The organism is Priestia abyssalis (assembly GCF_002019595.1).
Classification (GTDB): Bacteria; Bacillota; Bacilli; order Bacillales; family Bacillaceae_H; genus Bacillus_BA; species Bacillus_BA abyssalis.
In genome coordinates, this window is sequence record NZ_KV917369.1 from 4,542,204 (window position 1) to 4,564,248 (window position 22,045).

Annotated in this window: 20 protein-coding genes; 3 read left to right on the plus strand and 17 right to left on the minus strand. The window is 41.8% G+C overall.

Annotated features, from left to right (window positions below):
* Positions 1 to 10 precede the first annotated feature (10 nt).
* Both proI and namA read left to right on the plus strand, forming a co-directional pair.
* A complete protein-coding gene (gene proI, locus BK575_RS21695) occupies positions 11 to 859 on the plus strand; it encodes a pyrroline-5-carboxylate reductase ProI (RefSeq protein ID WP_078414914.1) in 849 nt (282 codons plus the stop codon).
* A gap of 289 nt (positions 860 to 1,148) precedes the next feature.
* Positions 1,149 to 2,165 carry an NADPH dehydrogenase NamA gene (gene namA / locus BK575_RS21700; RefSeq protein WP_078413680.1) on the plus strand — a complete coding sequence of 339 codons (1,017 nt, stop codon included), beginning with the start codon at positions 1,149 to 1,151 and terminating at the stop codon, positions 2,163 to 2,165.
* Between the two features lie 265 nt (positions 2,166 to 2,430).
* Here the strand turns inward: namA and rnz are convergent, their stop codons facing one another.
* The 13 genes from rnz to mce all read right to left on the minus strand — a co-directional run bounded on the left by rnz (position 2,431) and on the right by mce (position 18,550).
* Positions 2,431 to 3,351, minus strand: coding sequence for a ribonuclease Z (gene rnz, locus BK575_RS21705; RefSeq protein ID WP_078413681.1), 921 nt, complete (start codon positions 3,349 to 3,351; stop codon positions 2,431 to 2,433).
* A gap of 257 nt (positions 3,352 to 3,608) precedes the next feature.
* The gene (locus BK575_RS21710) at positions 3,609 to 4,955 is read right to left on the minus strand and encodes an aspartate aminotransferase family protein (protein WP_078413682.1); all 1,347 of its coding nucleotides are present in this window, start codon (positions 4,953 to 4,955) and stop codon (positions 3,609 to 3,611) included.
* 20 nt (positions 4,956 to 4,975) lie between these two features.
* Complete coding sequence (locus tag BK575_RS21715) at positions 4,976 to 6,451, minus strand: CoA-acylating methylmalonate-semialdehyde dehydrogenase (protein WP_078413683.1); 1,476 nt, start codon at positions 6,449 to 6,451, stop codon at positions 4,976 to 4,978.
* 209 nt (positions 6,452 to 6,660) lie between these two features.
* Positions 6,661 to 8,250 carry a PucR family transcriptional regulator gene (locus tag BK575_RS21720; protein ID WP_078413684.1) on the minus strand — a complete coding sequence of 530 codons (1,590 nt, stop codon included), beginning with the start codon at positions 8,248 to 8,250 and terminating at the stop codon, positions 6,661 to 6,663.
* 114 nt (positions 8,251 to 8,364) lie between these two features.
* Positions 8,365 to 8,544, minus strand: a complete 180-nt coding sequence (locus BK575_RS21725; protein WP_078413685.1) for a hypothetical protein — start codon at positions 8,542 to 8,544, stop codon at positions 8,365 to 8,367.
* A 287-nt stretch (positions 8,545 to 8,831) separates the two neighbouring features.
* Positions 8,832 to 9,056 carry a hypothetical protein gene (locus BK575_RS21730; RefSeq protein WP_078413686.1) on the minus strand — a complete coding sequence of 75 codons (225 nt, stop codon included), beginning with the start codon at positions 9,054 to 9,056 and terminating at the stop codon, positions 8,832 to 8,834.
* Between the two features lie 11 nt (positions 9,057 to 9,067).
* Complete coding sequence (locus BK575_RS21735; protein WP_078413687.1) at positions 9,068 to 10,540, minus strand: NCS1 family transporter; 1,473 nt, start codon at positions 10,538 to 10,540, stop codon at positions 9,068 to 9,070.
* 183 nt (positions 10,541 to 10,723) lie between these two features.
* Complete coding sequence (gene hydA / locus BK575_RS21740; RefSeq protein ID WP_078413688.1) at positions 10,724 to 12,142, minus strand: dihydropyrimidinase; 1,419 nt, start codon at positions 12,140 to 12,142, stop codon at positions 10,724 to 10,726.
* Between the two features lie 15 nt (positions 12,143 to 12,157).
* Complete coding sequence (gene preA, locus BK575_RS21745) at positions 12,158 to 13,444, minus strand: NAD-dependent dihydropyrimidine dehydrogenase subunit PreA (protein WP_078413689.1); 1,287 nt, start codon at positions 13,442 to 13,444, stop codon at positions 12,158 to 12,160.
* A gap of 23 nt (positions 13,445 to 13,467) precedes the next feature.
* On the minus strand, positions 13,468 to 14,838 hold the full coding sequence (locus tag BK575_RS21750; protein WP_078413690.1) for an NAD(P)-dependent oxidoreductase: 1,371 nt from the start codon (positions 14,836 to 14,838) through the stop codon (positions 13,468 to 13,470).
* Positions 14,839 to 15,432: 594 nt separating this feature from the next.
* A complete protein-coding gene (locus BK575_RS21755; RefSeq protein ID WP_078413691.1) occupies positions 15,433 to 16,554 on the minus strand; it encodes a tripeptidase T in 1,122 nt (373 codons plus the stop codon).
* Between the two features lie 27 nt (positions 16,555 to 16,581).
* On the minus strand, positions 16,582 to 18,132 hold the full coding sequence (locus BK575_RS21760) for an acyl-CoA carboxylase subunit beta (protein WP_078413692.1): 1,551 nt from the start codon (positions 18,130 to 18,132) through the stop codon (positions 16,582 to 16,584).
* Complete coding sequence (mce, locus tag BK575_RS21765) at positions 18,125 to 18,550, minus strand: methylmalonyl-CoA epimerase (protein WP_078414915.1); 426 nt, start codon at positions 18,548 to 18,550, stop codon at positions 18,125 to 18,127. The genes BK575_RS21760 and mce overlap by 8 nt, the downstream gene beginning before the upstream one ends.
* Before the next feature lie 167 nt (positions 18,551 to 18,717).
* Between mce and prli42 the strand changes: the two genes are divergently transcribed.
* Positions 18,718 to 18,813 carry a stressosome-associated protein Prli42 gene (prli42, locus tag BK575_RS28785; RefSeq protein WP_169907935.1) on the plus strand — a complete coding sequence of 32 codons (96 nt, stop codon included), beginning with the start codon at positions 18,718 to 18,720 and terminating at the stop codon, positions 18,811 to 18,813.
* A 164-nt stretch (positions 18,814 to 18,977) separates the two neighbouring features.
* On the opposite strand, the gene BK575_RS21770 is transcribed toward prli42, so the two are convergent.
* From BK575_RS21770 to BK575_RS21785, 4 genes are all read right to left on the minus strand, one after another.
* Complete coding sequence (locus tag BK575_RS21770) at positions 18,978 to 19,505, minus strand: L,D-transpeptidase (protein ID WP_078414916.1); 528 nt, start codon at positions 19,503 to 19,505, stop codon at positions 18,978 to 18,980.
* Positions 19,506 to 19,561: 56 nt separating this feature from the next.
* Entirely contained in the window at positions 19,562 to 20,512 is a 951-nt protein-coding gene (locus BK575_RS21775) for an aromatic acid exporter family protein (RefSeq protein WP_078413693.1), read from the minus strand.
* 155 nt (positions 20,513 to 20,667) lie between these two features.
* Complete coding sequence (locus BK575_RS21780; protein WP_078413694.1) at positions 20,668 to 21,390, minus strand: amino acid ABC transporter ATP-binding protein; 723 nt, start codon at positions 21,388 to 21,390, stop codon at positions 20,668 to 20,670.
* The gene (locus BK575_RS21785; RefSeq protein ID WP_078413695.1) at positions 21,383 to 22,042 is read right to left on the minus strand and encodes an amino acid ABC transporter permease; all 660 of its coding nucleotides are present in this window, start codon (positions 22,040 to 22,042) and stop codon (positions 21,383 to 21,385) included. Before BK575_RS21785 ends, BK575_RS21780 begins: the two co-directional genes overlap by 8 nt.
* Positions 22,043 to 22,045: the final 3 nt, after the last annotated feature.

Sequence of the window (22,045 nt, forward strand, 5' to 3'; positions counted from 1 at the left end):
GAATGGGATGATGAGTGAGATGAAAAGAATTTCCTTTATTGGAGCGGGCTCTATGGCAGAGGCGATGATTGCAGGTTTGCTTCAGCACGAACATGTTAAAAAACAGCATGTTACGATTACAAATCGCACAAATGATGAACGCCTTGAATATTTCCGCAGCGAGTATGGTGTGAATGCGACTCGTGACGAGAAACAATTAATTGAACAAACCGATGTGATCGTCCTGGCGATGAAACCGAAAGATTTAGCGGAAGGAGTTGCAGGAATAAAGCAATATGTTCATGAACAACAATTAGTTATTTCTTTATTGGCCGGGGTTTCCACGAAAAGCATCGCTTGCTTACTGGGAAGAAATGTACCTATCGTACGAGCGATGCCAAATACCTCGGCTGCCATCGGGCGCTCTGCTACTGCCATCGCAAAAGGAGAATATGCAACCGATGACCACCTCTCCTTCGCCGCTCAGCTATTCGAAACGGTCGGAATCGTATCTGTCGTCAACGAAAACCTTTTACATGCCGTTACAGGTCTCTCAGGAAGCGGGCCGGCCTATGTCTATTACTTGGTAGAATCAATGGAAAAAGCAGCTGAACAAATTGGAATTGAGGGTCCTGTTGCAAAAGATCTTATTCTTCAAACATTAATCGGAGCAGCTGAAATGTTAAAGCAATCTCCAAAACACCCTGCTGTATTGCGCAAAGAAGTAACGAGTCCAGGAGGAACGACAGAAGCAGGCATCCAAAAACTCGAAACATACCACTTCCAAGAAGCGATGGTTGAATGCATTAAGCGAGCTGCCGATCGCTCGAAAGAATTAGGGACGGCTATTGAGGAAGAAATATTAACTAAGCGAGGTTGACTCAAAAGGTCTAAAGAGCAGACCTTTTGAGTCAACCTCCTGAAAGGACCCGTCATGGGAATCCAGAAAAATCAAGGATTTAGTGACGGGGGCCCTTTCAGTAAAAAATTATTTTTGCTGCTTATTCATCACTTATGGGACAATCACAGACTATAAATTGAACGGAAGCGGACACTTCATTAACGCAATTGTATCTTGTCGGACAGTCAAAGCTTATTACGTGAGTTAAGCACACGTCCAGTGATATACTGTCAATGTTTAGAAAATCGAAATAAATGGAGGTTTAAGGATGTCCGCATTATTATTCTCCCCATATTCAGTTAAAAATGTCACCCTTAAAAATCGAATCGTCATGTCGCCGATGTGCATGTATTCTTGTCAAAACGAAGATGGAAAAGTTGAAAATTGGCATCTTACCCATTATACGAGTCGAGCTGTGGGGCAAGTCGGATTGATTATGGTAGAAGCAACAGCCGTTACTCCACAAGGAAGAATTTCTGTCAATGATCTTGGCATCTGGAGTGATGAGCATATTCCTGGATTAAGCCGATTAGTTTCCATGATTAAAGAGCATGGTTCTGCCACAGCCATCCAACTCGCTCATGCAGGGAGAAAAGCAACTGTGCCGGGGGAGATTGCAGCCCCTTCTGCCATTGCGTTTGACGAAAAAATGAAACAGCCAAAAGAAATGACCAAAGAAGATATTAAACAAACCGTTCTGGCATTTCAAGAAGCAGCAAAAAGAGCCAAAACAGCCGGGTTTGACATCATTGAGCTTCATGGGGCACATGGCTACTTACTAAACGAATTTTTATCTCCATTAAGCAATAAACGAACTGATGAATACGGCGGCTCAAGTGAAAATCGCTATCGTCTTTTAAAAGAAGTGATTGAATCCGTAAAGGAAGTATGGGACGGTCCATTATTCGTCCGTATTTCCGCTCATGATTATCATGAAGAAGGACTGACAGCTGAAGACTATATGACGTTCGGGAAGTGGATGAAGCGGGACGGCGTCGATTTAATTGATGTTAGCTCCGGTGCCGTTGTTCCCGCTCGTATCCCTACATATCCCGGCTATCAAGTGAAGTTTTCTGAAACGGTAAAATATGGAGCTGATATTGATACAGGAACTGTCGGTCTCATTACAAGCGGGTTGCATGCGGAGGAAATCTTGCAAAACGGCCGGGCCAATTTAATCTTTATCGGGCGAGAATTATTACGTAACCCTTATTGGCCGCGGACAGCTGCCCGTGAGCTCGGAGTAGAAATCAAAGCTCCTGCTCAATACAAGCGCGGCTGGTAAAAAAGCGCAAGCATCTTGGGCAAAAAAGCCGACTAAAGGCGCCGCGTCAATCACCAACGTTGGCATAACCCCCATCCTGCGGGCCCAAGGAAATAGGGATTAACCCCGTATACGCTTTTTGCCTTATGAGGGCAATCATCTTTTCCCGTGCTGAGCTAGACACCAGTACTGGTCGAAAAATTATACTTTCTTACTATTTTAAAAACCAACTACTAAGAAAAGAGACAGGCAATTTCTGTCTCTTTTCCTAGGAATGGATACATGTTTATTTCAAAACAGCAATACACTTGAAGTCCTCTGCGATTTCTGTATCTTCAAAAATTTCCCTCGCATCGTTTAATAATATATTCGTATGTTCTGACTGGTAACGGGAGCTAATGTGAGTTAGGATAAGTTTTTGCACATTTGCTTCTTTCGCTATCATTGCTGCTTGAGCAGCGGTCGAGTGAAAATAATCATAGGCAAGAACCCCGTCTTCTGAAGCAAAAGTAGATTCATGCACCAAAACGTTGGCATCCCTTGCCAGTGTAATACTTTGAGGGCAAAATCTTGTATCACCAAGAATCGCTAATATTCTTCCTTTTTGAGGAGAACCGATAAAATCATGCCCATTCACCACTCTCCCATCTTCCAGCTGGACCGTTTCCCCTTTTTTTAGCTGCTGATAAACAGGTCCAGGCGGTACATTGGCTTCTTTTAATTTTTCCACTAATAAAGTACCGGGCAAATCCTTTTCAATGATTCGATAACCATAAGAAGGAATCCCATGTTCCAGCAACATAGTTTCTACCATAAACGTATCATCTTCAAAAACGATTCCCTCTGTTATTTCCACAATCTCTATCAGATACTTTACATGGGTTTGACTGACAGTTAATGATGTCTCAATAAATGCTTTAATCCCTTGTGGGCCATATATAGTCAGCTTCGACTCTCCCCCTTGGAAGGATCGGCTGCCTAATAAACCGGGTAATCCAAAAATGTGGTCTCCATGAAGATGAGTAATAAATATTTTTTCAATCTTTCTAGGTTTAATCGATGTATGTAAAATTTGATGCTGAGTGGCCTCTCCACAATCAAATAGCCACGTAGATCCTCTCTCTTGAAGAAGCTGCACAGCAATGGATGATACGTTGCGGTGTTTAGCTGGAACACCTGCACCCGTTCCTAAGAATAACAATTCCAATTTATAAATTCCCTCCCACTTCTAGACGGTTTCTGTCTTTCTGGCATATCATGTGCAAGTCAAGATTCGTAACTGCATAAAAGCATTACACTCATTGTATTGGTTCTCCCTATTATACAAAATTTTTGCTTTAAGGCGAATTTGAGATTTAAACGGCCGACAAACATTCCCGAAAGAATGTTTGTCAGCCGTTTATGCATAATGAAATGGACATGGGCAGACGCCCATGTCCATTTCATTGTGTGGATTTAGTTTAATTAATTAAGAGCATTCACAAACGTCTTAATGAGAAACTCCAAATCTTCTTCGGTAATATTTAACGGGGGAGAAAGAGTCAAGACATTGTTATAACCTGCCACCGTGGCTCCGTTTTTTCCGATGATTAAACCATTTTGTTTACAACCCGCAATCACCTCATTAACCATCGCCGGATTTAATGGCTCTTTCGTCTCTTTGCTTTCCACCAGTTCTACACCGATAAGCAGCCCCTTCCCCCTCACATCCCCTACATGAGGATGATGTTGAAGGGCCTCTTTCAATTCACCCAGCAAATAAGCTCCAAGCTGTTTGGACCGCTCAAATAAATTCTCACGTTCCATAATCTCCAGATTTTTTACCGCTACAGCACACGCTGCCGGATTGCCCCCGAACGTGTTGACGTGTCTTAAATAATCGTATTCTTCCGTTCCTTTGAACGCCTCATAGATTTCCCGTTTTACCGCCGTTGCTGATAACGGAAGATATGCGCTTGTAATGCCTTTAGCCATTGTGATAATATCCGGTTTTACGCCGTAATTCATGTGCCCGAATGCTTCTCCAGTCCGTCCGAAGCCGCAAATGACTTCGTCTACAATCAAAAGAGCCCCATGTTTTTCGCATGCTTCTTTGACTCCTTGGAGATATCCATCAGGCGGCATCAACACCCCGCCGCCTGTAATAATTGGCTCCATGATGACACCTGCAATCGTCTCGCTTAACTCCCACGTCATGGCGCGATCAATCGCTTGGACAGAAGGAAGATCACATGGTGCACAATTTTCTGGTTCAGGAGAACGATATGAATCCGGCGGTGCAACATGAATAAAACCAGGTGCCAGCGGTTCATACTTGTATTTGCGCTGCGCCTGCCCTGTCGCGGCTAACGATCCCATCGAGTTTCCATGATAAGCCCTGTAGCGTGAGATAAATTTATAGCGCTGATGCTCACCTCTTTGTTGGTGATATTGGCGAGCAATCTTAAACGCTGCTTCATTGGCCTCAGACCCGCTGTTTGAAAAGAAAATGACATAATCTCCTCCCAGCAGCTCATTTAACTTTTCAGCCAACTGGATTGCCGGAACATGGCTTTGAGTTAAAGGAAAATAAGATACTTGCTTTAACTGTTCATAAGCCGCTTCCGCCAGTTCTTGCCGCCCATATCCCGCATTCACACACCACAGTCCAGCCATCCCGTCCAAAAAGCGCTTTCCTTCATGGTCCGTTACCCAAGCTCCTTCTGCCTTGGTGACAACCATCGTTCCTTGGGGACTGTATGGTTTCATCGAGTGCCACACATATTTCTCATCCTTTGAAAGCAAATCTTGATTCTGTCCTAACTGAACCATCTCTTCTTCCCCCTTATCATTTAAAAGTCAAAACGAGATGTAATCATTTTTTTACGTGTGTAGAAATTCACACCATCTTTTCCGTTAACATGGAGGTCACCGTAGAACGAGTCTTTCCATCCTGAAAATGGGAAGAAAGCCATTGTGGCAGGTACACCTACATTAATTCCAAGCATTCCAGCATCTGCCTCTTCACGGAATTGACGAATAGCCGCCGCATCTTTCGTATAAATTGTCGCGCCATTCCCAAAACGCGACTTACGAATATATTCAAGCGCCTCACCTATGTCTTCAGCGCGCAGTAAACTTAATACCGGGGCAAAAATTTCCTCTTTCGCAATCGTCATCTCCGGAGTTACCCGATCAAAAATCGTTGCTCCCAAAAAGTTTCCTTGCTGAAGCTCGTTCATTTCTTTTCTGCCGTCTCGAACAAGCTCGGCTCCTTCTTCAATCCCTTTTTCAATGTACTGAAGCACTTTGGAACGATGCTGCTCACGAATGACAGGAGTCAACAGCACCTCATCATCCATTCCGCTTCCAATGACAAGCTCATCTGCTTTTTGTTTCAGCATTTTAACAAACTCATCACTGCGCGTGTCGTCTCCTACCAATACGACGGCACTGCATGCCATGCAGCGCTGCCCCGCACTGCCATATGCAGAGCTGATAATGTGTTGGACTGCTTTTCCCATATCACAATCCGGCATGACAAGATGATGATTTTTCGCTCCTGAAAGTGCTTGAACCCTTTTCCCTTCTGCAGCTGCCCGTTCGTATACATATTTGGCAACAGGCTGAGATCCAACAAATGAAACCGCTTTAATATCTCCATGCTCAAGAAGGCCGTTTACAACATCATGCGCACCATGCACCACGTTTAACACCCCGGCCGGTCCGCCTGCTTTCGAAAAAAGCTCAACCAGCTTATTTGCTAAAATCGGCGTTCGTTCAGACGGTTTTAATACAAACGTATTACCGCATGCCACAGCAAGAGGGAACATCCATAAAGGAACCATCATCGGAAAATTAAATGGTGCAATTCCTCCTACAACACCTAACGGATATCGATACATTTCCGAGTCGATTTCTTCTGCAATGTTTCCCAGCGTTTCCCCCATTAACAAAGAAGGCGCACCTGTTGCAAATTCTACGCATTCGATTCCGCGCTGCACTTCTCCATACGCCTCTTTATATGCCTTTCCGTTTTCTTGGACAACCAGTTCCGCCAATTCTTCGTGATGCTCCATCAACAATGAATGGTATTTGAACAAAATACGGGCACGCTTAGGTACAGGAACGTTTTTCCATGTTTTAAACGCTTGCGAGGCTGCCTGTACAGCAAGATTGACATCCGCTTTCGTGGAAATCGGTACCTTGGCGAGCACTTCTCTTGTTGCGGGATTAATGACTTCCAATGTTTCACTGCTTTGGGCCGATATCCATTGACCGTTAATGTAGTTTTGGAGAATGACAGTTTCATTTTTTACAATTGACATTGCATTACCCCCTTGAGCAATTAACAAAGAATTTGTTTCCTATTATGTATCATTTTTCTTGGTAATTCATTAGACATAATGTGAAATAGTCACGCTGGAACATTTCACAAATTGAGTAGTGAATATCTCTCCCGTTCACGTAAAATAAAGAAAAACTAAAAAAGAGACGATACCGCTCCCGGTATCATCTCTTCTGCACGTCTCTTCCCTCAAGAAGAGATTTGATCCGTTTTTGAAAATAAATAATCATACACCATGATCATAAATTCGATGGCCATCCTTTTTTTCGGTTCCATAAAATCGCCGCCCAGAAGCTTTTCCAACTTTTCAATACGATGATATAACGTTTGTCTTACTACAAACAAACGCTTTGCCGTTTCTTGTTTCGATCCGTTACATTCCAGATAGATTTTTAAGGTTTCCATTAACTTCCCATTATATTGCCGATCATATGTTAAAACAGGCTCTAAATACTCCATCATGACATCTCGTAAATCTTTAGGTTGTTGAATCAGGGACAGTACACGGTACATATGCAAATCGTCATAAAAATGGATAGAAGAATTCGGCTCAAGCTTCTCCTGGACTTTTATTGTTTCCAAAGCGGTTTGGTAGCTTTTATGAATGTCCAAAACATTCTGTACAAGTTTTCCGATTCCCAGCAGATGAACAAACGAGTTTTGTCTTTTGCTGTAATCGGTATTCAAAAATCTCGTAAACCCTTCCTCCAGCCTTTGTTTCCATGTGTGAACAGAGCGCTTGTTGATTAAAACCAAAATAAAATCATTGCGCCGTTCCGCTGCAAATAATTCAAAGCCATGCTGTTCAAAAAGTGTCTTTAAAAACATTTTTAAATACGTAAAGTCGACAGAATGGTTTTTAGGGTTTGGTCTGCATACACATGCGATGGACCCGTTGGCAAACCCTTTTACATTCGCTTCTTCTAAATGATGCAGCAAATCCCCTTCTGCCAGCTCACCTGTCAGCCACTTTATGATCCACTCCGCTTCATCTACCCGTTTCTTTTCTGCTACATACAAATCCCTCAGAAAATGCTGGGCGAGCGCTGTTGCCGTACGATCAAGCGCCAATAAATCAAATTCTGTTAACTGCCCGTATGGAGAGACGACAAAAAGCTCTGCATAGTTGCGGTTTAACACTTGAATGACATGTTTAGCATTAGATCTTTCGGCAGCGTCATTAGAGAGTGAGGACAGTAATTCCCTTTTCCTTTTCATATTTGCTTCAGGTACAAAGAATGTCTCATTTTCGTTTAGTTTTATAATCACTTGTAAATCCGTATATTGGTGAAAAAAATGGAGAATTGGTTCGTAGTGGTCAATGGTCAATAGCATTTTGTGGAGTTTCTGGGAGTAATTTTCCAAATCGGAAATCATTTGATAATGTTGGTTGATCAGCAGAGAGTGAATATCTTGGGTAATCTCAATAAATGGAACTTCTTGATGAAAGAGAATGATAGGAAACTGATGCTGATTAGCAATATTGATTACTTCTGAAGGAATTTCTGAGGTATATGTACCTATTTCAATGCATAAGCCGGCTGCCTTGCACTCGATTAGCTGTTCTAAAAAAGAGATGAACATTTGCTCATTTTTTTTCCATCCGACCCCTGTCGACAGAATAAGTTCGTTCCCTTTTAACAACTGCTTTATTTTAGTCACTTCCATAATATGGACCCACTTTACAGGTCGATGGAGACCCTCTATTCCTGCCGCTACTTCACTTGCGACAAAATGCTTTCGTTTTAAAACTTCCTGGACAGTAAAATATGACTTCAAATTGACACCGCCCTCTTTAATGATTACTTTTACATAATCATATAATATTTGGACAAGATTAAAAAGAATTTTTTGTATTTTCTATCATTTATATCCAGGCAGTATCACTTTTGCTTATCCATTTACCGATATTTTCTCCAACAGCCTTCCACGTTTTTTTGCGCCGTCTATAATACGGTCCATTTCGTCCTTATAAAATAACAGATCCTTTACCGTAACTGCATTTAATATTTCCATTTTTAATTTATCGAGCAAAGCGCATTCCTCTTTCGTCATCCATTCACGTACGTTCATTGAGATTCATCCTTTCGTAGGTATCGCTTACTATAAAATACGAAGGCTTTCATTTTTTTAGGGGGTTATCCATACATTGTCATAATTTTTTTATCCTTCATTAACTGGCAGTAAGATCTCCACTGATGGAAGATTCCTTTATGTAAAAAGAAAAAAGTGTTCCAACGGGGGTAAATAAAAGCCCATTGAAACACTTAAACATATGATTAGATTTAGCCACTGCCGATCGCAACTTCGCTCATACTATTTACCTTGAAGCTGTTATTTCACTGTATGTTAGAAGATAATTAAACAGGAGCATTTCCACGTTTTTGCTGCAGCAGTACAGATGAGAAATATTTACGGGCATCCGCCGTTAAGATGTGAAGAGTTTCCTGTTTTTCTCCATCCTTTGATTCTAATAACAAAAAAGCCCCGCTTAAATTTTCTGTCACACCTTTAATGGTGTACCCATTCTGGATGTAATAGTCGATTTTATCTCTTTCTTCTACAAATTCTTTATAACTCGACATATAAGTCCCCCTTATTGACTAAAAGATGAATCTGCTGCCGGTACGGAAACATTCGATTGTACATCAATCTCCCAATCTCTTCCTACCGTAATCCCTAAATACTTTTCGTCGCTAGGGTCTTTAAGTTCTGCTTGCGAATATTTCGGAAACCACCAATATTTGGCTAACACATAATAGCAAACAGATCCAACAATAAAACCGACAATAAAAGAGTAGTTAGCCAACATATAAGAAGAGATTCCGCCTATAATCCAAGCGATGAAACCCGCAACATTGACCCCTTTATAATAATGGTATTGACCTTCCTCCTCATATAAATCGATGACATTTACCCGGCGCTTACGGATTAAATAATAATCGGCAAACAAGATTCCAACAATGGAAGATAAAATCCCTCCTATAACGAGCAAAGCAGGAATGATGATAGCGAATAGATTCCAAGGCTGCACAATACATCCGATAAAGCCGGCTATAAACACCCCTATCCAAAACGGAACTTTCGGGCCGCCTACATTGGAAAAAATCGTAGCTGCCGGAATTAAGTTAGCGGAAGTATTCGTCGACCATTGGGCCAAAATGATCATTAACAGTAAAACACCGAGCACCATTCCTGTTGCCGCTTCTTGCAAGGCAACGACAGGATCGTAATTTTGTACGGCAATGTAAGATACTCCGCCGATAATGACCATGAAGGTTTGAGTAATCGGCAAGGCGACGACATTTCCGACAAGGGCAGATTTATTCCGTTTAAACCAGTTCGACTCGTACTGGGGTGCTTTAATGTAGCGTGAAAGAGACGGCATATCGGCAGCAAGCGTCGCCCAAAATCCCATATTGCTCATAATCACCACAACAAAAGCCGTTACAGCCGCTCCTCCTGTCACAGGACTTTCAATCCATGCCCATACTTCCCGTCCTTGTGACAAAGCTTGATCAGATAACGTTGTGTACATCCATGCTGAAATGATAATAATAATAGGTGCCGCCAAATCGGCAAAACGTTCAATCGCCTTAATTCCCAAAGCTGTATTGATTAACTGTAAAAGAGCAAAAATCAGAAAGCAAACAAACCAGTTATCATAGCCAAATAAAGCGTTTAAAATCCCATTCATTGCAGTGGATCCGAAATAGGTGTTAATTCCAAACCAGCATGATGCGGCAAGTCCGCGGACAATAGATGGGATATGGGTGCCAATCGTTCCAAAAGGAGCCCTCATATAAACGGGAAAAGACAGCCCGTGCTCAATTCCGATATCACCGATGAGGGTCATAAAAATGCCTATGGCAATCGAACCAATGATAGTAGCAAAAACAACCCATCCAAGAGAGAGGCTTTGTACACCGGCTCCTCCAATAGCGAATGCGGCTAATACGACTGCCATCCCTACCCATATAAGGGCAAATCCTAGCGTTCCGATTTTCTTGTCACCATGGGAAATGGGAAGCAAATCCGGTGACTTCAAATAATTTGACTGTTTTTTCATAAACAGCACCCCTTCATTTTAAATGTTTATTTCAAAGCAAAAGCAACACCGTCTCTCCTGCACAAGAGAAAGATACCAAGAAAAGACACCTTTCTTTTGTTTTCTCTCTATTTCAAACGGAACTTCAGGACTATTGCTTCGACTAAATAAATCGAGTGCTAAAGGGGTGAAGAATTTACTCATTTAAATGGTTAGTTTTTCATTTTCATTTATAACAGTTGATTGGCCGTATTTGGCACGTTTTAAGTAACGGCCGTATCCAGGCTGCCCAACGAATTGTTTATCCCGTATGACAAACTGGCCGCGGCATAATACGGAAACAGGTTCACCCGTTATTTTCATTCCTTCAAAGGCATTGTAATCGACAGCCATATGATGGGTGCTGGCGGAAATCGTTCGTTCTACATTTGGATCAAAAAGAATTAAATCGGCATCAGCTCCCACAGAAATGGTTCCTTTCTTCGGATATAAGCCGAATAGTTTCGCGATTCTTGTGGATGTAATATCAACAAATTGATTAAGCGTGATTCTCCCTTTCTTCACGCCTTCTGAAAACAGAATGCTCACCCGGTCCTCAATAATAGGCCCTCCATTTGGAATTTTCGTGAAATCGTTCCGTCCCAGGTCCTTCTGTCCTTTAAAATCAAATGAGCATTGATCAGACCCTAACGTTTGCAGCTGACCATTTTTCAGGGCATTCCACAAAACGTCTTGATTCCACTTTTCACGCAGCGGAGGAGACCAAACATATTTGGCACCTTCAAAATTTGGCTTCTCCAGATAGCTTTGATCAAGGACTAGATATTGCGGACATGTTTCTCCCCAAATATCCACACCTTTAGTTCTCGCTTCTGCAATACGTTCAACTGCTTCCGCGCAAGAAACATGGACAACATATAATTGGGAGCCCGCCAGCCCTGTCAATTGTGCCGCTCTTCCCGTTGCTTCTCCTTCTATTTCAGGTGGTCGTGTCAATGCGTGATAAATCGGTTCTGTTTTCCCCTCTTCCAGCGCTTTTTTCGTCAAATATTCAATGACGTCGCCATTTTCCGCATGAACCATGACCAAAGCACCTAAGTCTTTAGCAGCCACTAACGTTCTGAACAATGTTTGATCATCTGCCTGAAAGACATTTTTATATGCCATGAACACTTTAAAGGAAGTAATCCCCTCTTCATCAATAACTTTTGGAAGCTCCTGCAGCACACTTTCGTTAATTTCTCCAATCATTAAATGAAATCCATAGTCGATGGCCGCTTTTCCTTTTGACTTTTTATGCCACACATCAATGGAATTTTGTAAAGGCTCGCCTTTATTCGTTAAACAAAAATCAATGATTGTGGTGGTGCCGCCAAACGCAGCGGCAATGGTCCCTGTTTCAAAATCATCCTTTGTAACGGTCCCTCCAAACGGCATATCCAAATGTGTATGCGGATCAATTCCACCCGGGAATACATAGCATCCTTTTGCATCAATCACTTCACAGTTTCGTTCATCAAAATTTTTGCCTATGGCAGAGATCACTTCATTTTCAATTAAAAGATCGGCCTGATACGTATCGGAAGCCGTTACAATGACCCCGTTTTTGATGATTTTTTTCATATGCAATCTCCTCCTTTATTTCAATGCATCTGCTTTGCATTCTGCCATCAAGCCAATAGCTGCCTGTCGTTCATTCCATGTCATCGGCGGGTGCTCACTCGGCACTTCCACCATGGAAATGGCTCCGTCTACAGGACAAACAATAGAACATAAATTACAGCCGACACAGTCTTCTTCGCGTACCTGCAAATAATTTTTACCATTTGGATCTGTTAACATATCAATACATTGGTGAGAAGTATCTTCACATGAGATATGACACTTATTGCAGTTGATGCACGTGTCCGGATCAATCCGGGCGACGACTTTATAGTTTAAGTCAAGATTGCCCCAGTCTGAATATTTAGGAACCGCCTTCCCGACAAGATCGGATACACTCGCTAGTCCTCTTTCATCCAAATAATGGTTCAATCCGTCAATCATATCTTCTACGATTCGGAAACCGTGATGCATGGCTGCCGTACAAACTTGAACACCAGCCGCTCCCATGAGCATAAATTCTACTGCATCACGCCAATTGGAAACGCCGCCCATCCCGGAAATCGGAACATTGATTCTTGGATTACGGGCACACTCTGCCACCATATTTAATGCAATCGGTTTGACTGCCGGTCCGCAGTACCCGCCGTGAGCCCCTTTGCCCGCTACGTGCGGAATCGTATTCCACGAATCGATATCTACTCCTGCTAAACTATTGATTGTATTAATCATGCTGACAGCGTCCGCACCGCCTTGAACGGCCGCTTCCGCTGTTACCGTAATATCTGTGATATTTGGAGTCAGCTTGACGATAACAGGGGTTGCAGCTACTTCCTTCGCCCAATACGTTTGTTTCTCCACAAGAGCAGGCACTTGTCCTGAAGCGGCCCCCATCCCGCGCTCCGCCATGCCATGAGGACAGCCGAAGTTTAATTCAAGTCCATCAACTCCCACATCCTCTACTCTTTTTACAATCTCATGCCATTTCTCCTGCTTTGGCTCCACCATTAATGAAGCGATAATGGCATGATTTGGGAAACGTTTTTTCGTTTCATAAATTTCCTTTAAATTCACTTCTAATGGTCGGTCTGTAATTAATTCAATATTATTGAATCCGGCTACTCTTTGGCCGTTAAAGCTAACTGCTGCAAATCGAGAGGATACATTCAAAATCGGATCTCCCAACGTCTTCCACACGGCTCCTCCCCAGCCTGCCTCAAAAGCTCTTTGTACTTGATAACCAGAATTGGTCGGCGGCGCGGATGCAAGCCAAAATGGATTTGGTGATTGAATCCCAGCTAAATTGATACGTAAATCTGCCATACTAATTCCCCTCCCTTTTATGGTTAAGCCATTTCCACTTCTTCAGCGGCAAAACGATGAATCGCATAAGCCGTATCTTTTCCTTGTTGGGCCGCCGTAACAACCATCGCTTCCCCTTGACCTTTGCCGAAAATAACATCCCCGCAAGCAAATACTTTCGGATTGGATGTTTGTAATGTATCTAGATTCACCTTCACGACGCCATAGTCGTGCTGGAGATCAAACTCTTCAATTAATCCTATATGGCGATTTTGACCAATCGCCTTAATGACCGCATCTACCTCTAACACGAACTCGGACCCTTCAATCGGCACAGGACGCCTTCTGCCATCTGCTCCCGGCTCCCCAAGACTCATTTGGATACATTCAATTTGCTTTACTTTGCCATTTTCATCTCCGATGACGCGCTTAGGGGCAGTCAGCCAGCGAAACTCGACACCATCTTGTTTCGCAAACTCATATTCAAAATCATACGCTGTCATTTCATCAACTGTACGTCTATATAAGATTTTGACATTATCAGCTCCTAAACGCATAGAACAGGTCGCAGCATCAATGGCCGTATTTCCGGCCCCTATGACAACGGCCCGGCTGCCCGCAAAATCAACTGACAGAGGTTTCGTTTTCGTGTCTTTCACAAATTCGATAGCATCGTATACCCCATCTAGATGCTCTCCTTCAATTCCAAGATTCGGCACTTCTGCCATTCCGATAGCCAGCACTACAAAATCGTATTCTTCCATGATTTCTTTAGCAGAAATATCTTTGCCGACTCTCGTATTCGTGCGTATCTCTACATCAAGTCCTTTTACCTGATTAACCTCCCAATAGGAAATCTGCTTTGGTAAACGAAACGATACGATACCATATGTGTTCAGGCCTCCAGCTTCTTCCTCCGCTTCAAATATCGTGGCACCGTATCCCAATCTGGCAAGCTCCCTCGCAGCTGAAAGACCTGCAGGCCCTCCGCCCACTATCGCAACTTTCTTTCCGTTCGCTTCCCCCTTGGAGAACAGTACTTGTTCATTTTGGATGGCCCAATCTGTGGCATAACGCTGAAGGTCACCAATCATGATCGGCTTTGTAGCATCATTTAAAACACATGCTCCCTCACATAGTTCTTCTGTCGGACAGACTCGTGAACAGCTAGCACCGACAGGATTGGATAACATGATCGTGCGAGCGGACCCTTTTAAATTTCCAGATGCAATCTTTTTAATAAAACTAGGAATATCGATGCTCGTAGGACAAGCCTTAATACAGGGAGCATCATAACAGAATAGACATCGATTCGCTTCTTCAAGTGCCTCACGGGCTGTCAGTCCTTTTTTCACCTCTCTGAAATTTTCGATTAAGTCTTTTGGAGAAAGAGATTCTTTATAAGCTTGCTTCAATTCAATCAACCTCCTTATTTTCAAAGAGCATAGCCAAACGATTTGAAAAAGTGTCTTGTAAAATGAGGATTAAGCGGAAGAACTATATAAATTGAACCCTTGCAGGCCTATTCAAGTTGTTTGGATGACGGAATGACCAATTGTAATATATTTCCATTCAGATGAAGATGTATAGAGTAATCAAGTGGAATGTATATAAGAAAAATGGCGGAAACAAAACAATTATTTTTTTAGTAGATTTCTAGATACTGTTCCACTGCAAGGAAACATTGATCACCTACTTCCGGATACACCTTCAATTTTACATTTTATATTTTGCTTCCCCTCACCTTCTTTTTTGTAAGCGCTTACAGTTTTTTATTACTTCAAAATCTAGCATTACGTTTTATACACTTCAAAAAAATCTAAAAATTCAGAAGTTATTTTTATTGTACGTGCCCCGCTTACATCTTACACTATACAAATTGTCAAAACTTCCATCTGTTTTTTTGACCATAATGTAAAAAGAAAGAGGATGTGCCCAAAGGGTACAAAGTAACCCTTTGGGCACATCCTCCTGACAAAAACTGTTATGCTTTCATTTACAGTCTATGTTTATTGATCTGTTACTTCTTTAATAATCGATAAAACCACTTCTGCCGTTTTAACCAGTTCTTCAATTGGCATTTTTTCGTTTGTGGTGTGAATATCTTCGTAACCAACAGCCAGGTTTACGGTTGGAATTCCGAATCCAGCAATTACATTGGCATCGCTTCCGCCGCCGCTCGTTAATAGACGAGGCTCGCGTCCAAGTTTTGTTACAGCTTTTTTCGCTACCTCAACAACATGGTCTCCATCTGCAAACTTAAATCCAGGATACATGACTTGGATATCCACTTCGACTTTTCCGCCCATTTCTTTTGCGGTCATTTCGAAAGCATTTTTCATTTTTTGAACTTGAGCTTCCATCTTTTCAGGCACTAATGAGCGTGCTTCCGCTAAAATATGCACATGGTCACATACGATATTCGTTTGAGTCCCGCCTTCAAAACGGCCGATGTTCGCTGTCGTTTCTTCATCGATACGGCCCAACGGCATTTTAGCAATGGCTTTTGCCGCTAATGTAATAGCTGAAATTCCTTTTTCAGGCGCAACACCAGCGTGAGCGGTTTTACCATACACAGTTGCTTTTACTTTTGCCTGTGTTGGAGCTGCTACAATAATGTCTCCCACCTTGCCGTCACTATCGAGCGCATATCCGAATTTAGCCGTTACCATAGCAGGATCCATTGCCTTTGCTCCTACTAAACCGGATTCCTCGCCAACCGTAATGATGAATTGAATCGTACCATGTTCAATGTTAGTTTCTTTTAACACTTGAATGGCTTCGAGCATGGCAGCCAACCCTGCTTTATCATCGGCACCCAAAATGGTCGTACCATCTGTTACGATATAGCCGTCTTTAATTGATGGTTTAATGCCTTTTCCTGGTACGACTGTGTCCATATGCGATGTAAAGTAAATCGGATCTACATTTTCTTTCGTTCCTGCTAATGTACAAATTAAGTTACCTGCTCCATGGCCTGTTACAGAAGTCGTATCATCCTCTACTACATTTACACCGAGTGCCGTAAACTTTTCTTTTAGTACTTTTGCAATTTCTGTTTCATATTTCGTTTCAGAATCTACTTGAACTAATTCTAAAAATAAATCGACTAATCGTTGTTGATTAACCATTATGTATCCCTCCAGAAGTCGTAAAAATTAAAGCGGGATGTTGCCGTGTTTTTTCTTTGGACGGTCTTCTTGTTTGTTTCGCAACATCTCCAAAGCTTGAATAAGTTTTATTCTCGTATCGCGCGGATCAATTACATCATCGACCATTCCAAGTTTAGCTGCCACATACGGATTAGCGAATTTCTCACGGTATTCCTCAATCTTTTGCGATCTTGTCACGTCAGGGTTTTCACTGTTTTGAATTTCTTGGGCAAAGATGATATTGGCTGCTCCTTGCGGTCCCATTACCGCTATTTCAGCATTAGGCCAAGCATACACAATATCAGCTCCAATTGATTTACTGTTTAAAGCAACGTATGCACCGCCGTATGCTTTCCGTAAAATGACTGTAATTTTCGGGACCGTCGCTTCGGAATACGCATATAAAATTTTAGCCCCGTGGCGAATGATTCCTCCATGTTCCTGCTTAACACCCGGAAAAAATCCCGTTACATCTTCAAATGTAAGAAGCGGAATATTGAAAGAGTCGCAAAAACGGATAAAGCGAGCGGCTTTATCAGAAGAATTAATGTCTAAACCTCCTGCCATCACTTTCGGTTGATTGCAAACCAATCCGACTACTTCCCCGTTGATCCTTGCCAGACCGACTACAATATTTTTGGCAAAGTCTCTCTGAACTTCCAAAAACGAATGTTCATCAACCACGTGCGTGATGACATTTCGTACATCATATGGCCTCACCGCATCAAAAGGTACTGCATCTGCTAAATCAGGGCGATAATGCCCATTCTGTTCTGATGTGCCAAAAGGCGGCTTTTCTCCATTATTTTGCGGCAAATAACTTAACAATAACCGTACTTTTTCCAGTACCTCTTTTTCTGTTTCCCCTGAAAAGTGGGCATTTCCGCTAATTTCATTATGTACATTCGCCCCGCCAAGGTTTTCCGCTGTAATTTTCTCTCCTGTTACCGTTTCAATCACCTTTGGACCCGTAATAAACATCTGACTTGTTTTTTCTACCATAAAAACGAAATCAGTAATCGCCGGTGAATACACGGCTCCTCCGGCACACGGTCCCATAATAACAGAGATTTGCGGAATAACGCCTGAATAAATCGAATTGCGATAAAAAATTTGACCGTATCCATCTAATGATACCACACCTTCTTGAATGCGTGCTCCTCCGGAATCGTTCAAGCCGATAAATGGTGTTCCTGTTTTCGCCGCTAAATCCATAACGTAAGCAATTTTTTTTGCATGCATTTCCCCTAATGCACCGCCAAATACGGTAAAATCTTGAGAGAATAAATAAATGGGGCGCCCATGAACTTTTCCGTATCCCGTTACGACTCCATCCCCTGGTCCTTTTTTGTCTTTTAATCCAAAGTCATTGCACCGATGCTCAATAAAAGGATTCAGCTCAACAAAGCTTCCTTCATCCACCAATAAATCAATCCGTTCACGAGCTGTAAGTTTTCCTTTTTCATGCTGTTTTTCAATTCTTTTGTCACCGCCGCCCAGTTCCACTTCACGCCGATAGTCATATAAGTCATTGATTTTGTCATACATATCAATCATCGTGAACGTCCCCCTTTTTCTCTTTTTCACACAATTCATACAAAACTCCACCGCACGATTTTGGGTGAACAAAAGCAATATTTGCTCCTCCTGCTCCCTTTCTTGCTTTCATATCAATCATCTGAATTCCCTCAGACTGAAGCTGTTCAATTCTCTCCTCAATAGAGGTCACACCCAATGCAACATGGTGAATGCCTTCTCCTTTATTCTCGATAAAACGGTGGATGGGACTTTCGTTTGACGTCGGTTCCAATAACTCGATTTTCGTTTCACCCACTTGCAAGAATGCGACCTTCACTTTTTGTGATTCCACCACCTCAATTCCTTTAAGCGGCATTTTCAACACGTCTACATACAACGGTAAAGCGCTTTCTATTGAGCGAACCGCAATACCGATATGATCAACTTTTTCCACCATGTTGTTCACCTTCCCTTTTTCAGCCGTTTGCATATCACTATATCCATTCTTCAAAAAATTACAATTTCCTTCAATTTTCAAATAGTTATCCGTAAAAGGGGCTTGCCTTGTATCCTTTTATAAATCGATATAAAATATGGATAGGAACTCATGAGGGAGAGAGTAAAATGTCTAATAAAAAGATGCAAAAAATAGTCGTTATGCTCATGCTTGGCACAATGGTATTAACTACATTGCTGGCGGGCCTAACCATGTGGCTTTAATATTTAAAAGAAGATGACTTAAAAGATATAAAAAGCATATCTTTTAAGTCATCCTCCTGAAAGGCCCCGTCATGAAAACCCAGTAAAACCAAAGGGTTGTGTGACGGGGCCTTTCAGTAAAAATCAGTTTTTGTAATTTATTAGAAACTTACGGGACAGCCACTTCATGGACTCAATATTTCCGTCGATATCGCTCCCTCTTGCCGGGCCAGTTCTTCAAACGATTTTGTTGTTTTGACAACCAACACTCTCGTTCCTAAAGGGACTTGATCGTATAACCATTCGATGGCTTCCGAGTGAAAGCGAACGCAGCCTTCCGTCACATACTTACCGATTGATCGCTCATTATTTGTACCGTGAAGTCCGTAAATGCGTCCATCCGTCTCTCTTGCATCAAAGCCGATCCATCTTGTTCCCAAAGGATTTTCCGGATCCCCTCCTTGTATATCCTTCCGTCGGTAGTATGGATTTTTAGCTTTTACCACAACTGTAAACTTTCCTTCTGGTGTAAGTTCCGGCTCTTTCCCCGTAGAAATGTGAAACTCAGATTGAATCTTCCCTTCATTAATGAACACCGCTTTATTGTTTTCTTTATTTATAATAATAAAAGGGTCTCCTAAAACCGGGTTTGTTCCCAGCGGCCAAATGGGCGAGAAAACAGATAGCAATAGCAAAGAAAAAATAACATTCATAATTTCCACCGCCTTTTCCTTATTTTCCGTAAGACGGTAGTGAAGCATACAGAAAATCATTCTACTTTTAATGATTTTTTTATCAGCAAATATTGTTCAACTTCTCTTACAAACTGATGCAGCTGTGCCCTCGCTTCAAATTCTTCACGTGTTTTAGGAAGAGGTTGTTCTTTGAACTCTTCCTGTAATTGTCGTAATTTGATAAGAAAAAGCTGTGCCGTATTTCCCGGATGAATAGATAAACTTAATTCTTCGAGAAAATCCGCAATCATATACCGTTGTTCAACAAATGGTTCAATGGATGTCACAATTGGCAAAACACGTTCAATAATCTCAAATTGTTTTTCGCGTGTTTTAAAATAATGATAATAATAGTTTTCTGCGCGTAAAAAGTGGTTTTCAACATCCCGGAATGCAAAACTCTTTCCTTCTTCAATTAAACGAGCCGTCTCAGTAACCTCTTTTCCCATCCAATGACTTTCATTCGTCCTTAAGTATGTAATCATTTCTTCAAAGATTTTACGAAAATTATGTTCAAGTTGTGTTTGGTATTGCTTGAGCTTTGAATCAAGACTTGGCATATATAAATTGGCGAGAAGTGCCACCCCGATTCCAATCACAATGATACCAACTTCATTTAATACAATCCCCATCGTCATATTTTGTTCAGAATAAATATGGAGTGTGATAACCGAACTTGTTACGACACCTTCTGTAATTTTAAAGAATACGGTAACAGGAATAAAAAATAAAAGCATAAGTCCAATAACGATCGGATGATAACCAATTCCTTCAAAGAAAATAAACGAAAAGAGGATAGCCAATAAGCAGGCAAAAAATCTGGCAGATGCACTTTGAAGAGATTTCCTTTTGGAATTTTGAACGCATAAAATTGTCAGAATACCTGCAGAAGCAAAATAATTCAAGTGAAAAAACTGTGCAATGATAATGGCAGCAGCTGTGCCAACTGCTGTTTTAATGGTGCGGTAACCAATTTTAAATTTCATTATATCGTAAGCCCCTATATTGATTTTTTGCCCGGATTTAACAGGCAGTCCTGATTGAAGTTTCACATTATCCTGTTTTTAGTTTACGAGATATTGATCGATCACAACAATACAGTTAATAAAAAAAGATGACCATAATGGGTCATCTTTTTTTATTATAGCATCTTTTCCAAGAAATCTTTTGCTCTTTTGCTTTTCGGGGCCGAGAAGAATTCAGCCGGAGGTGCATCTTCCACTAACAGTCCTCCATCTAAAAACAATACTCTGTCAGCCACTTCTCTTGCAAAGCCCATTTCGTGTGTCACAATGGCCATGGTCATTCCAGTATGAGCCAGCGATTTCATAACTTCTAATACTTCTTTAACCATTTCAGGATCAAGAGCCGATGTTGGTTCATCAAATAGAATGACCTCAGGATTCATTGCCAGTGCTCTCGCAATCGCGACACGCTGTTTTTGTCCTCCTGATAAGCGGTTCGGATACTCGTTCGCTTTTTCAGCCAAACCGACTTTCTTTAATAACTCATGCCCTTTTTCTTCCGCCTCTTTTTTTGAGACACCCTTTACCGTCATCGGCGCATATGTTAAGTTTTCAAGAACGGTCTTATGAGGGAAGAGATGGAAATGCTGAAATACCATTCCGACATTTTGTCTTACCTTCATAATGTCTGTTTTCGAATCGGCAATGTCTTGGTCACCAATCCAAATGTGGCCGTCCGTTGGTTCTTCCAGCAAATTCATGCATCGTAAAAAGGTGGATTTCCCCGAACCGGAAGGACCTACAATCGCGACAACTTCCCCTTCTTTAATTGTTGTCGAAATTCCTTTTAATACTTCCAGTTTTCCAAATGATTTATGAAGATTGTCAATTTTAATCACTTTTTCTCATTCTCCTCTCGACCGCCTTGCCAAGGAGCGTCAAGCCGATAACCATTATATAGTAGATAAGACCAGCTAAAAGAAGCGGCTCAAAATAGCGATATGTTTGACCGCCTACAATATAAGCACGGCGCATGATATCCATGGCGCCGATTACTGTCACTACGGCTGATTCTTTTGTGAGAGTAATGAACTCATTCATTAAAGCCGGTAAAATGTTTTTCAACGCTTGCGGCAAAATAATGTCTTTCATCATTTGTCTATAAGGAATTCCCAGCGCAAGGGAAGCTTCTCGCTGACCCTTGTCCACTGCCAAAATCCCTCCGCGGATAACCTCGGAAATGTATGCTGCAGAGTTTAAGCCGAAAGCCATAACCGCTGCAGGATATGCATCAATTTCAAACCCCAAGATTTGCGGCAATCCAAAATAAATAATTAACAATTGCAGTACGAGCGGTGTTCCACGAAATACAGACGTATAAGCATCCGCTATCCATGCCAGTACTTTTACTCTTCCAATCTTAAATAGCGCTAAAACAATCCCTAATGTGAATCCCAGCAATGCCGCTGCCAGGACAATTTTTATCGTTACCCATATCCCTTCTAATATATAAGGGATTGAGGGCAGGATTTGCGTAAAGTCCAAATTCATGCC